The sequence below is a fragment of the Streptomyces sp. JLBJ103 genome, assembly GCF_058215575.1.
In genome coordinates this window covers 531,444-543,686 of sequence record NZ_CM177089.1, presented here as the reverse complement: position 1 = coordinate 543,686, position 12,243 = coordinate 531,444, and the positions used below count along the sequence as shown (strand labels likewise).

Annotated in this window: 11 protein-coding genes; 4 read left to right on the top strand and 7 right to left on the bottom strand. The window is 71.2% G+C overall.

The features are described from left to right. Positions 1-20 precede the first annotated feature (20 nt). The 3 genes from AC4BEG_RS02225 to AC4BEG_RS02215 form a co-directional block, all read right to left on the bottom strand. Positions 21-905, bottom strand: a complete 885-nt coding sequence (locus AC4BEG_RS02225) for an ABC transporter permease (protein WP_490704210.1) — start codon at positions 903-905, stop codon at positions 21-23. Positions 906-912: 7 nt separating this feature from the next. Beyond that, positions 913-2,100 carry an ABC transporter substrate-binding protein gene (locus AC4BEG_RS02220; RefSeq protein WP_490707341.1) on the bottom strand — a complete coding sequence of 396 codons (1,188 nt, stop codon included), beginning with the start codon at positions 2,098-2,100 and terminating at the stop codon, positions 913-915. Between the two features lie 73 nt (positions 2,101-2,173). Next, complete coding sequence (locus AC4BEG_RS02215) at positions 2,174-3,211, bottom strand: ABC transporter ATP-binding protein (protein ID WP_490704209.1); 1,038 nt, start codon at positions 3,209-3,211, stop codon at positions 2,174-2,176. Between the two features lie 116 nt (positions 3,212-3,327). Here AC4BEG_RS02215 and AC4BEG_RS02210 point away from each other — a divergent pair, with 116 nt between their 5' ends. The 3 genes from AC4BEG_RS02210 to AC4BEG_RS02200 are packed head-to-tail and all read left to right on the top strand — an operon-like array spanning position 3,328 to position 5,419. After that, complete coding sequence (locus AC4BEG_RS02210; RefSeq protein WP_490704208.1) at positions 3,328-4,089, top strand: FadR/GntR family transcriptional regulator; 762 nt, start codon at positions 3,328-3,330, stop codon at positions 4,087-4,089. A 10-nt stretch (positions 4,090-4,099) separates the two neighbouring features. Next, positions 4,100-4,879 (top strand): cache domain-containing protein, encoded by a 780-nt coding sequence (locus AC4BEG_RS02205; RefSeq protein ID WP_490704207.1) that lies wholly within the window; start codon positions 4,100-4,102, stop codon positions 4,877-4,879. Positions 4,880-4,930: 51 nt separating this feature from the next. After that, complete coding sequence (locus AC4BEG_RS02200; RefSeq protein WP_490704206.1) at positions 4,931-5,419, top strand: glutathione peroxidase; 489 nt, start codon at positions 4,931-4,933, stop codon at positions 5,417-5,419. A gap of 58 nt (positions 5,420-5,477) precedes the next feature. On the opposite strand, the gene AC4BEG_RS02195 is transcribed toward AC4BEG_RS02200, so the two are convergent. Next, the gene (locus tag AC4BEG_RS02195; protein ID WP_490704205.1) at positions 5,478-7,310 is read right to left on the bottom strand and encodes a glycoside hydrolase family 9 protein; all 1,833 of its coding nucleotides are present in this window, start codon (positions 7,308-7,310) and stop codon (positions 5,478-5,480) included. Between the two features lie 218 nt (positions 7,311-7,528). Between AC4BEG_RS02195 and AC4BEG_RS02190 the strand changes: the two genes are divergently transcribed. Beyond that, positions 7,529-8,419, top strand: a complete 891-nt coding sequence (locus tag AC4BEG_RS02190) for a sigma-70 family RNA polymerase sigma factor (RefSeq protein WP_490704204.1) — start codon at positions 7,529-7,531, stop codon at positions 8,417-8,419. Positions 8,420-8,450: 31 nt separating this feature from the next. Here AC4BEG_RS02190 and AC4BEG_RS02185 read toward each other — a convergent pair whose 3' ends face one another. The 3 genes from AC4BEG_RS02185 to AC4BEG_RS02175 all read right to left on the bottom strand — a co-directional run bounded on the left by AC4BEG_RS02185 (position 8,451) and on the right by AC4BEG_RS02175 (position 12,125). Then, complete coding sequence (locus AC4BEG_RS02185) at positions 8,451-9,953, bottom strand: MFS transporter (protein WP_490704203.1); 1,503 nt, start codon at positions 9,951-9,953, stop codon at positions 8,451-8,453. A gap of 167 nt (positions 9,954-10,120) precedes the next feature. Next, positions 10,121-11,182 (bottom strand): zinc-binding dehydrogenase, encoded by a 1,062-nt coding sequence (locus AC4BEG_RS02180; RefSeq protein WP_490704202.1) that lies wholly within the window; start codon positions 11,180-11,182, stop codon positions 10,121-10,123. A gap of 151 nt (positions 11,183-11,333) precedes the next feature. Continuing rightward, positions 11,334-12,125: an SDR family NAD(P)-dependent oxidoreductase gene (locus AC4BEG_RS02175; protein ID WP_490704201.1), complete on the bottom strand. Its 792-nt coding sequence runs from the start codon at positions 12,123-12,125 to the stop codon at positions 11,334-11,336. Positions 12,126-12,243 lie beyond the last annotated feature (118 nt).

Below are 12,243 nucleotides of genomic sequence, written 5' to 3'. Positions count from 1 at the left end.
CGCCTTCGGTGTGCGGGCCGTCAGAGGCTGCTGAGAGCACCGGTGCGGCGGACCGCGAGCAGATAGCCCACGATGATCACCACCGGTACGGTGCCCAGCGCCGCGGCGAGCGGCAGATCGAGGGTGATGTTGGAGTAGATGAGGTTGCCGATCAGCTGGGTCTTGCCGCCGACGATCTGCACGGCGATGTAGTCGCCGAGGCTGAGCGAGAAGGTGAAGACCGACCCGGCCGCGATGGACGGCAGCAGCATCGGCAGCACCACCGAACGGAAGGTCCGGCCGGTGCGGGCCCCGAGGTCGGCGGAGGCGTCCAGCAGATTGTCCGGCAGCTGTTCGAGCCCGGCGTGGATCGGCAGGATCATGTACGGCAGCCACAGATACGTCAGCACCAGCACGGTGGCGGTCAGCCCGTAACCGGGTCCGTCGAGCCCGAGCGGACCGAGCAGCCAGTCCAGCAGACCGCCCTCGGCGAGGATGAGCCGCCAGGCGTACGCCTTGACCAGATAGCTGGCCCACAGCGGGGTGAGGATCGCCACCACCAGCAGCGGCCGCCAGCGCGGCTTGGCGATCCGCGCGGTGTAGAAGGCTACGGGGAAGGCGATCACGGCGCACAGCGCGGTGACCGCCAGCGCCACGCCGACGCTGCGCAGGGCGACCTGGCGGTAGACGTCGCTCTCGAAAAGCGTGGTGAAGTTGTCGGTGTTCCAGACCTTCACCACGCTCGAGGTGAAGGAGTCCGTCGTCCAGAACGCGGACAGGAACAGCGCGCTGAGCGAGCCGAGATAGGCCAGGACAAGCCAGGTCAGCGGCGCGGTGAGCAGCAGGGACAGCTGGAGCCGGGGGCGGCGGTGCAGGGTCCCGGCGAGCCGCCGGACGAATCCGGCGGCCGGCGCGGTCTTGGTCATATCAGGCTCAGCCCTTGATCTCGGTCCATGCCTGGACCCACTTGGCGTACGGCACGCACGTGGCGTCCTTGCGGCCGTCGAGGCACTGGGCGACCGGCGTGGTCCAGAAGTGGACCTTCTTCCAGTACGGTTCGTCGGCCGCGTGGAAGATGTCGCAGTGGTTCTTGGTCGCGGTCAGGGCACAGGCCTTCTCGTTGGCCGGGGCTTCGCCGAAGTACTCGGCCACCTGCGCGTTGACCTTGGGGGAGACGATCCAGTCCATCCACTTGTAGGCGCAGTTGGGGTGCTTGGCCTTGGCCGAGATCATCCAGGTGTCGGACCAGCCGGTGGCGCCCTCCTTGGGCAGCACCGCCTTGACCGGGGCCTTCTCGGCCTGCGCGGCGTTGACGATCACCTGCCAGGAGGTGCCGACCACGGAGTTGCCGCTCTTGAAGGCGGAGATCTCCTTGAGGTAGTCGCTCCAGTACTCGCCGATGTCGCGGTTCTGGTCCTTGAGCAGATCCACGGCCGCGTCGAACTGCTTCTGGTCCAGCGCGTAGGGGTTCTTGATGCCCAGCGAGGGCTTGCTCTTCATCAGGTAGAGCGCGGCGTCGGCGATGTAGATCGGTGAGTCGTACGCGGTGACCTTGCCCTTGTGGGCGGACGCCTGGTCGAAGACGGCGGACCAGGAGTCGGGGGCGGGGGAGACCTTCTTGGTGTTGTACATCAGGAGGTTGGCGCCGCGGCCGTGCGGGATGCCGTAGGGGACACCGTCGACCGAGTTCCAGTCCTTCTTCTTCAGACCCGCGAAGACGTCCTTGTAGTGGGGGACCAGCTTGGTGTTGACGGGTGCGGCGTCACCGGAGGCGATCAGGCGCAGCGAGGCGTCGCCGGAGGCGGAGACCGCGTCGTACTGACCGGTCTTCATCAGGCTGACCATCTCGTCGGAGCTGGCCGCGGTCTTGGAACTGACCTGGCAGCCGGTCTGCTTCTCGAAGTCGCTGACCCAGTCGACCTTCGGGTCGTTGCTGCCGTCCTCGACATAGCCGGCCCAGGCGATGAGGTTCACCTTGCCCTCGGTCTTGCCGAGCTGCTTGCGCGGCTTGAGGTCCGGTGGGTCGAAGCCGCCGGCTGACGAGGACGTACCGGACGAGCCGCAGGCGGTGGCGAGGAGCAGGACTCCGGCCGCCGCGGCGGCCTTGAGCGAATGGGGCATGCGCACGACAAATCTCCACGGGGTGGGGGGCGACGGAGGGATGAAGGTGAGGTGGGCAGGGTGCGCCGGGGGCTCAGCCGGCGTCCGGGACCCGGACGGTGTGGCGCGGCTGCCACTGGAGCCTGACCCGTGAGCCGCGGTAGCCCGCGACGTCCTCGGAGGAGGTCTCCAGGTTCTGCTGGAGGGCGGTGAGCCGCCCCCCGGCGTCGAGGTCGACGAGGAAACGGGTCGCGTCCCCGAGATAGACGACCTCGGCGACGGTGCCGACGGCGCCGGCGCAGTCCGGCGTACCGCTGTCCCGGTCCTCCTTCAGCACCCGGATCTTCTCCGGGCGGATGCTGAAGGTGCCGGTCTCGCCCACCACCTGCTCCGCGGCCGGACCGGTGAGCAGATTGGAGGTGCCGACAAAACCGGCGACGAAGGGGGTGGCGGGGCGTTCGTAGATCTCGGCGGGGGTGCCCACCTGCTCCACCCGGCCCCGGTTGAAGACCGCGATGCGGTCGCTCATGGTCAGCGCCTCGTCCTGGTCGTGGGTGACGAAGACGAAGGTGATGCCGACCTCGCGCTGGAGCTCCTTGAGTTCGATCTGCATCTGCTCGCGCAGCTTGAGGTCGAGGGCGCCCAGCGGTTCGTCGAGCAGCAGCACCCTGGGGCGGCTGACCAGGGCTCGGGCGAGCGCCACCCGCTGCCGCTGGCCTCCGGAGAGCTGGGAGGGCCTGCGATCGCCGAGTCCTTCGAGCCGGACGTCGGCCAGGGCCGCACGGGACCGGCGCAGCCGTTCGGCCTTCGGGACCTTCCGGATCTTCAGTCCGTAGGCGACGTTCTGCTCGATCGTCATATGCGGGAAGAGCGCGTAGTCCTGGAAGACGGTGTGCACATCCCGCTCGAACGGGGCGAGCCGGGTGACGTCCCGCCCGGCCAGTTCGATGGTGCCGCCGGTGGGCGGTTCGAAGCCCGCGATCATCCGGAGCACCGTGGTCTTGCCGGATCCGGAGGGCCCCAGCATCGAGAAGAACTCGCCGTCCGCTATCTCCAGGTCGACTCCTGCGACCGCCTCCGTCTTCCCGAAGGACTTGCGCAGGCTCCGTAGCCGGATGGCTTTTCCTTCCATGGGCGGGAACCTTTCTGACGCCGCTGGACGTTGGTCCGTAAAACTATGAAGCCATAGGTCTAATTACAAGACCCCGTTAAGGTAAAGCCTGAGTCAATGGACAGGGGGTGAGGGTGGTGACACGAGACTTCGGCGGTGTCCGGCAGGGCGTCTTCGCGCCCGTCGACAGCCAGGCCAGGGTGGACGTTGTGGTGCGTCGGCTGGGGGACGCCATAGAGCTCGGACTGCTGGCGGACGGGGAGCAGCTGCCCGGTGAGTCCGATCTCGCGGCGCGGCTCGGCGTCTCCACCGTTACCCTCCGTGAAGCACTCATGGCCCTGCGTCAGCAGGGGTTGGTCACCACCCGCAGGGGCCGCGGCGGGGGCAGCTTTGTCACCGTCCCCGAAGGCCCCGCCGAGGAGCGGCTGCGCGGGCTGCTCCTCGGCTGGAGCACCGAGGAGCTCCGTGACCTCGGCGACCACTGGGCCGCCGTCTCCGGGGCCGCCGCCCGGCTGGCCGCCCACCGCACCGAGCCCGGCGATCTGCTCCAACTCAGTCGCTCCGTCGACCAGTTGGCCGAAGCGCCCGACCCCCCGGCGCGCAGCCGGGTGCACGGCCGCTTCCATGTGGAGCTGGCCGCCGCCGCCCAGTCCGCGCGGCTGACCCGCGAGGAGATAGCCATCCAGACGGAAGTGGGCGCGCTGCTCTCCCTGGTGCTCGCGGACGACGAGTATCTGAAGGACGTGTGCGATCGTCACCGCGCTGTGATCTGCGCCCTGCAAGATGATGCGGACGAGCAGGCCAGAGCCCTGGCCGAGGCGTGCGTCCAGCGGTGCATGGCGCGCTTGGTCGAACTCCGCCTCGCCACGCCCGGCTCCGCCGACGGACCCCCTCCCTAGGAGAACACCTATGGGTAGCAGCCCCCGACCCGCGGGTGCCGGGCCGGACCTCCTGGACGACAAGGTGACGGCCGCCGATGTCGCGGTCCGTGTCCGCGACACCCTGGAGGGCGTGTTCGACGCCGTCCGCGAGATCCGTGACGACGCGGCCGAGCTGCTCACCTCCGTCTCGGCGAGCGGACGGCAGCCCGTCACCACCGATCTGGCCGAGCTCCGCCCCGGGCTGCACACCCGGCTCACCCGGCTCGAACTGGTCTCCGGCGCGGGGTTCGTGGCCGCTCCGGAACTGCTCGCCGATGCACCGGCCTGGCTGGAGTGGTGGCAGATCGGCGCGGGCGGCGAGGTGCGCCCGTTGCTGCTCGACCTGGACCCGGAGCACTCGGCGTACTCCGACTACACCCACTGGGACTGGTTCGCGCTGGCCCGGGACACCGGCCGCCGCGCGGTCGCCGGACCCTATGTGGACTACCTCTGCTCCGACGAGTACAGCCTCACCCTCTCCGTGCCGGTGACCGTCGACAGCCGCTTCATGGGCGTGGCGGCGGCGGATGTGTATCTCTCACACTTCGAGGCCGCCGTGATGCCGGTGCTGCAGCGGCTGCCCGGCCCCGCCTTCCTCGTCAACGCGCGCGGCCGGGTCGCCGCCTCCACCTGCGCCGACCACCTCACCGGCTCGCTCTTCAAGGGCCCGGACTTCGGGGCGGTCCCGGCCGGTCCCGTGGACGGTGTCGAGTACGGCCGACGGCGGCTGCGGCCGTGCGGCGACATCCCGCTCATCCTGGTCACCTAGGCCCTGTCCTAGATTGTGCGTACCGGAAGTAACGACAAAGGTGGTTGACCCGTGAGCCTGTACGACATTCCGTTGCACACCCTGTCCGGCGAGCCCACCACGCTCGGCGCGCACCAGGACACCGCGGTGCTGCTGGTCAATGTGGCGTCCAAGTGCGGCCTCACCCCGCAGTACGAGGGTCTGGAGCGGTTGCAGCAGCGCTACGCCGGGCGTGGTTTCACCGTGCTGGGCGTGCCCTGCAACCAGTTCGCGGGGCAGGAGCCGGGTACCAGTGAGGAGATTCAGACCTTCTGCGCCACGACCTACGGCGTCACCTTCCCGCTGCTGGAGAAGGCCGATGTCAACGGCGAGCAGCGGCACCCGCTCTACGCCGAGCTGACCAAGGTCGCGGACGCGGCCGGGGAGGCCGGGGACGTGCAGTGGAACTTCGAGAAGTTCCTGATCTCGCCGAGCGGTGAGGTCGTGGGCCGGTTCCGGCCGCGCACCGAGCCGGAGGCGCCGGAGCTGGTCGCCGCGATCGAGACCCAGTTGCCCGGCTGACCAGCGGAACGCACGGACGGGGTGGGTGCCGCACACCGGCACCCACCCCGTCGGGGTGTCAGCCCCGCTCGGCGGCGAAGGCGACCAGCCAGGCCAGCGGCGCGTTCCAGTTGATGGCCACCTCGTTGGTGGAGTACGAGCCGATGTCATCGACATAGCAGCGGGCGGGCGCACAGCCCCGCAGCTTCTCCCGCGCCACCGGATCCTCCAGGGACTGGTTGGGGCCGCCCGCGAGAGTACCGGCGGGCGGCTCCGGCAGCGCGGCGTCATAGCTGTGCGCCCAGAAGCGGTGGTGCTGGTGGTGTGACGCCCGGGTGCCGTGGCCGGTGATGAACGACTGGCCGAGCGCGTTGCGGCCCAGCAGATAGTCGAGCGCTTCGATCGCCCCCGTGCGGTAGCGCCGCTCCCCGGTCAGTGCGTACGCCACGGCGATCACCGTCGCGTTGTTGGCCACCTGACCGTTGGAGCCCCACACATAGCCGTCCGCGGGCAGCGGGACGGCGTATCCCTGGCGGTTCATCGCCGCCAGACAGTCGTCGGCGGCGGTGACCAACGAGCCCCGGATGCGGGTGAGTTCGGCGGCGGGCAGCCCGGTCGGGACGGTGGCCAGGGTGATCCGGCCGAGGGCCGCGGTGTCCTGCCAGGAGAAGCCGACCGGGGTGAACACCTCCTCGTCCGCGGTGTGGAAGCGCGAGGCGGTGACCGCGTCCCGGTACTCCGCCTCACCGGTGGTGGCGTACAGCTCGGCCGCGGCCCAGTAGAACTCGTCGCCGACCTCGGTGTCGTCGTACGGCCCGCCGCCGGTGCTGTCCGAAACCGGCGCCGACAGGCCGGGGTTGGCTCGTGCGGCGTTCCAGGCGCGGCGTGCGGAGGCCAGGCAGCGGGTGGCGAAGAGCGGGTCGTACGGCGCGAAGACCCGGGCACACTGCGCGGCGGCCGCGGCCAGGTTGAGGGTGGCCGCGGTCGACGGCGGGTGCAGCTCTCGCGGCTCGGCGTCCTGGTCGGGCCGGGTGGGCAGCGCGGTCCAGGCGGCGTCATGGATCTTGTGGAGCGCCATACCCGCCCGCGGCTGTCCCTCCGGGATCTGCATCCGCATCAGGAACTCCAGCTCCCAGCGCGCCTCGTCGAGCACATCGGGCACACCGTTGCTCCGCTCGGGCAGCCGCAGTGTGCCGTCGCCCAGCGCCGCCTGACGGCCCGCCCGCTGGGCGCGCTCGAAGGAGTTCACCAGCTGCCAGGCGGCGATTCCGCCGTTGACCACGTACTTGCCCTGGTCCCCCGCGTCGTACCAGCCGCCGCGCACATCCCGGACCCCGTCGCACACCCCGCTGACGCACGGGACGGCGGTGTCACCGGTGTTGGGGGCGATCCCGAGGTGTCCGGCCGGCCGCGCGTAGGCGGCCCCGGCGAGCGACGCCTCGATGGGGATCCCGCTGCGCTGCTGGTAGAAGAAGGACATCGCGTCCGCGCGCAAGGTGTCGTAGAGGTCGGCGCGGATGGCGAACGGAGGGCTGGTCCGCCCCTCGACGGTGAGGGTGTAGCCGGAGCCCGTGCCCCGGAACGAGGAGAAGTCCACCACCTGCGTCGGATCGCCGGAGGCGGGGTCGGTGCCGCGCGCGGTGGTGGTGCCCGAGGCGGCCAACATGCCGTGGGCGTCGTGGAGTTGCCAGGCTAATCCGGTGGCGCTCGCGCTCACGACGGTGGCGCGTTTGGGGCCGTCGGGCAGATAGCCGAGCTGGTTGACATGGACCGCGGACGGGGAGACGGCCGCGGCGGCGGACGGTGCCGCGGGGACGGCGGGGGCCGCCGCCGGGGCGGCGGCCAGCACCAGCGTGCCGGTGAGCACGACGGCGGCCGTCCGTGCGCCACGCGGCCGCAGGGAGTGGGACATGGGGACCCTTCTGTCGCGGCACGGCGGATGCGCGCACCGCGCTCGTGGAACACAGGTGTTGGGAGCGCTCCCACGTTATGGGGACGGGACGGTGCTGGGTAGGCCCGTACGGGCGAACGCGGGCGGCGGCCCCGGCTGTCACATCCGGGCGGCCGCATCCGTCAGACAGATGACGCGCGCGACATCCGCGTGGCATCCGCGACGAGGAGAATAGACCGATGGACCGGCACCACATTCTGGCGGAGAGCTTCGAGACCCACCGCGGCCGACTGCGGGCGGTGGCCTACCGCATGCTCGGCTCGCTGAGCGAAGCGGATGACGCGGTCCAGGAGACCTGGTTGCGGCTGAGCCGTTCGGACGCCGAGGCGGTACGGAATCTGGGGGGCTGGCTGACCACGGTGGTGGGCCGGGTCTGTCTGGACCTGCTGCGTTCGCGTCACCAGCGGCGTGAGGAGCCGCTGGAGGTGCGGGTGCCCGACCTGATCCTCAGCGGGGAGCGCGGGGCCGACCCGGAGGACCAGGCGCTGATCGCCGACTCGGTCGGCCTCGCCCTGCTCGTCGTCCTGGAGACACTCACCCCGGCCGAACGGCTGGCCTTTGTGCTGCACGATCTCTTCGGGGTGCCCTTCGACGAGATCGCGCCTCTCGTCGACCGCAGCCCGGCGGCGGCCCGGCAGCTCGCCAGCCGCGCCCGGCGCCGGGTCCGGGGAGCGGCCCCGGCGCCCGATCCGGATCTCACCCGGCAGCGCGAGGTCGTCGACGCGTTTCTCGCCGCCGCGCGCGGGGGCGACTTCGAGGGGCTGATCGCCCTGCTCGACCCCGAGGTGGTGCTGCGCGCCGACTACGGCGCGGCGTCCGTCCCGGCCTCGCGCGAGGTGCGCGGCGCCACGGCAGTGGCGAACCAGGCGCTCACCTTCTCGCGCCTGGGCGGATCGGGCGCGGTGTCCCGGCCGGCCCTGGTGAACGGGGCGGTGGGGGTGGTCAGTTCACGCGAGGGCCGTCCGTTCTCGGTGCTGGGCTTCACGGTCACCGGCGGGCGGATCGCCGCGATCGACATCCTGGCCGACCCCGAGCGGCTGAGCGCCCTCGATCTGACGGTGCTGGACTGAACGCGGGTGGGGGCGTGGGCGTGCCGCACCGTCACACCGGCACAGCCACCGGCGTGCCCGCGTCCTTGCCGGTCCGGCCCTTGCGGTACAGGGCCGCCGTCAGCACCACCCCCGCGACGAAGATGCCCGCCGACCACCAGTAGGCGACCTCGTAGCTGTGCAGCTGGGCCCGTGCCGCGGTGACCGGGCCCGGCCGGTGCTCCGCCAGATAGTCGGCCGCGGCGTCGGCGGCCAGGGTGTTGAGCAGGGCGGTGCCGATGGAGCCGCCGATCTGCTGCATCGTGTTGACGGCGGCGGAGGCGACCCCGGCGTCGTCCTCGTCGATCCGGTCGGTGGCCATCGCCATCGCCGGGGGCATCACCAGACCGAGCCCGATCCCGGACAGCAGCAGCGGCGGCAGCACGGTCGTGGCGTAGTGGCTGTCCAGCCCGAGACCGGTCAGCCAGACCATGGAGATGGCGGTCAGCCCCATCCCGAGCGGCACCACCGCCTTGGGGCCCAGTCGGGGCACCAGGACACCGGTGGAGAGCTGCGCGCTGACCATCAGTCCGCCGATCATCGGCAGAAACGCAAGGCCGGTCTGGACGGGGCTGAACCGCAGGCCGCCCTGGAGGTAGTAGGTGAGGAAGAGAAAGACACCGAACATGCCCGCGCCGGAGAGTCCGATGGCCAGGAAGGAGGCGCCGCGGTCGCGGTCCAGCAGTACCCGGGGCGGCAGCAGCGGATGGGCCGTACGGGTCTGCCGGCGGGCGAAGGCGATCAGCAGCACGGTCCCGGCGGCCAGGAACCCCCAGGTGAGCGGGGAGGACCAGGAGTGGCTCCCGGCGTTGGAGAAGCCGTAGACCAGCCCGAAGAGACCCGCGGTGACCACAACGGTGCCGGGGATGTCGAGTTGGGGCCGGTCCGCGGGGGCGCCGCGGCGGAGGAACGCCACTCCGCCGGCCAGCGCGAGAGCGGCGAAGCCGAGATTGACGTAGAGGGTCCACCGCCAGCTCAGATGCTCGGTGAGCAGTCCGCCCAGCAGCAGTCCGATACCGCCGCCCGACACGGCGATGGCCCCGTACGCGCCGAACGCCTTCGCCCGCTCCCTGGCGTCGGTGAAGGTGGTGTTGAGCAGGGACAGCGTGGCGGGGGCGAGCAGCGCGGCGAAGAGACCTTGCAGGGCCCGGCCGGTGACCAGCAGTCCGAAGCCGCTTGCCGCCCCCGCCAGCGCCGAGGCCGCTGCGAACCCGGCCACACCGATGAGGAAGACCGCCCTGCGGCCGAAGAGGTCGGCCAGCCGTCCGCCGAGGAGCAGCAGACTGCCGAAGGGCAGGGAGTAGGCGGTGACGATCCACTGGCGGTTGGCGTCGGAGAAGCCGAGGTCGTGCTGTGCCGAGGGCAGGGCGATGTTCACGACGGTGGCGTCGAGGACCACCATCAGCTGGGCGATGCCGATGGCGGCGAGGATCCACCAGCGGTGCCGGACCGCGTCGGCCGGCGGGGAGATCGGAGTGGTCGGGCCGGTCGAGGTGCGGGTGGTGGTCTGGCGCATGGCGGTGCCCTCCAGGCTGGGGGCTGAACGATTCCGTAAGAGTACGAAACCGTTTCGTACTCTATGAAGGTAGCCCGCACCTCATCGAAACGCAAAAGTTTCGGTTACGCGTGTCGAGCGTGGTCATCCGGCGTACCGCCGCCGCCGTCCGCGGGTGTTGCTGCCGGTCAGCGCTTCCGGGGCGGGCGGCCCGGTTCGATCACGGTGACCCCGCCCTTCGCTCCCGCTGTCATCGCGGACAGTGCCTCGGGTGCCTCGTCCAGCCCGATGACATCGGTGACCAGCAGATCGGGCCGCAGCGATCCGGCCTCCACCATCTCCATCATCGGTCGGTAGGCGTGGGCGGCCATGCCATGGCTGCCGAGCAGGTGCAGTTCGAGCGCGATCACCTGGTCCATGGGGAGCATCGGGGTGCCGGCGGCCGGGGGCAGCAGTCCGACCTGGACATGGCGGCCATGGCGGCGGAGGGACTTGATGGACGCCGCACAGGTGCGCGGGGAGCCCAGCGCGTCCAGTGAGACATGGGCCCCGCCCCCCGTCGCGTCCGCGACCGCCTCCGCCACCGACCCCAGGGTGGACGCCGCGTCCACACACACCTCCGCCCCGAACCGGGCGGCCAGGGCGAGCGCGCGCGGTGCGATGTCCACCGCGACCACCCGTGCCCCGGCGGCCGCGGCGATCATGACCGCGGACAGCCCCACTCCGCCGCAGCCGTGCACCGCGACCCATTCCCCCGGGGCGACCCGGCCCTGTGCGACCACGGCGCGGAACGCGGTGGCGAAGCGGCAGCCGAGACTCGCGGCCGTGGTGAACGACAACTCATTGCGGATACCGACCAGATTCACATCGGCGTTCTCGATCGCCACGAACTCCGCGAAGGACCCCCAGTGGGTGAACCCCGGCTGGGTCTGTCTCTCGCACACCTGCTGGGCGCCCTCCGCGCAGGCGGCACAGCGCCCGCACGCGCACACGAAGGGGACGGTGACTCGGTGTCCCGGGCTCCAGTTGAGGACGTCCGGGCCCACCTCCTCCACCACACCGGCCAGTTCATGACCGGGTACATGCGGCAGCCGTATGTCCGGGTCGTGCCCCATCCAGCCGTGCCAGTCGCTGCGGCACAGCCCGGTCGCCTCGACCCGGATCACCACACCGCTCCGGGAGGGGGCGGGGTCGTCGACGATCCGGACCCCGGGCCTGTGCCCGAAGTCATCGAACACCACAGCGCGCATCGACCCGCTCCCTCGCTCGAACACCCGGTGGGGGCGCTCGAACCTACACCACAACCGGCGGGTACGAGCGTGGGTGTGCGGTGCCCGACGAGGGCTGCCGCGCGCCGGGGTGGCGCGAAAGGCGGGCGGCTGTCCTCCGCGCACCCGTGGCTCAGCGCTTGTCGCGCTGTCCTTCGGCGAGTTGGCCGGCGGTCCGGTCGGCCCCGGCCCGCCGCTGGGCCCGCTCGGCCAGGCTCGGGAACAGTCCGCCGAGGGCGCTGCCGAAGCGCAGCTCCACCGGGGCGACGTTCACCTCGGCCCGGTTGCGCTCGATGGCGCGGATGGTCGCCACCGCCACCTGGCGGGTGGAGACGGTCCGTACCCCGGCGGGTGGAGTGGCGCCGGAGTCGGCGAACATCCCCGCGTCGCCCACGAATCCGGGCTGCACCAGCGACACCCCGACTCCCGTGCCGTGCAGATCCTGCCGCAGCCCGAGGGTGAAGCCGCGCAGCCCGAACTTGGACGCGTTGTAGAGCGCGGCACCGGGGGAGGCGGTACGGCCCGACAGCGAGCCGATCATCACCAGATGGCCGGAACCCTCGGCCACCATCCTGGGGGCCAGCAGCCGGGACAGCAGCAGCGGAGCGCGCAGATTGACATCGAGGGCGCGGTCGATCTGGTCGGTCTCGTAGTCGAGAACCTGCCCGCTGGAGGGCAGCGCGGCGTTGGCGATGAGGATACGGGCGTCCGACGCCTCCTCGGCGAGCCGCTCGAGGTCCTTGCGGTCGGCCAGATCGGCCACCAGCGCCCGCCCGCCGAGCCGGTCGGCCAGCGGCCGCAGCACCTCCTCGCGCCGCCCGGTGAGCAGGAGGTCGGCGCCCTTGGCGGCGAGCGCGCGGGCCAGTGTCTGGCCGATGCCTCCGGTGGCCCCGGTGAGCAGGACGGTCGTACCGCTGATCCGCATGCGATCTCCTCCGGTTACTGACGGGTTTGTTGGGGCACCGTACTGCCCGTACCCGCTGCCCGCGCCACCGGGGGAGCGAGAGGTTCCCCCTCGGCCGCCCGGACCGTCCCGACCACCC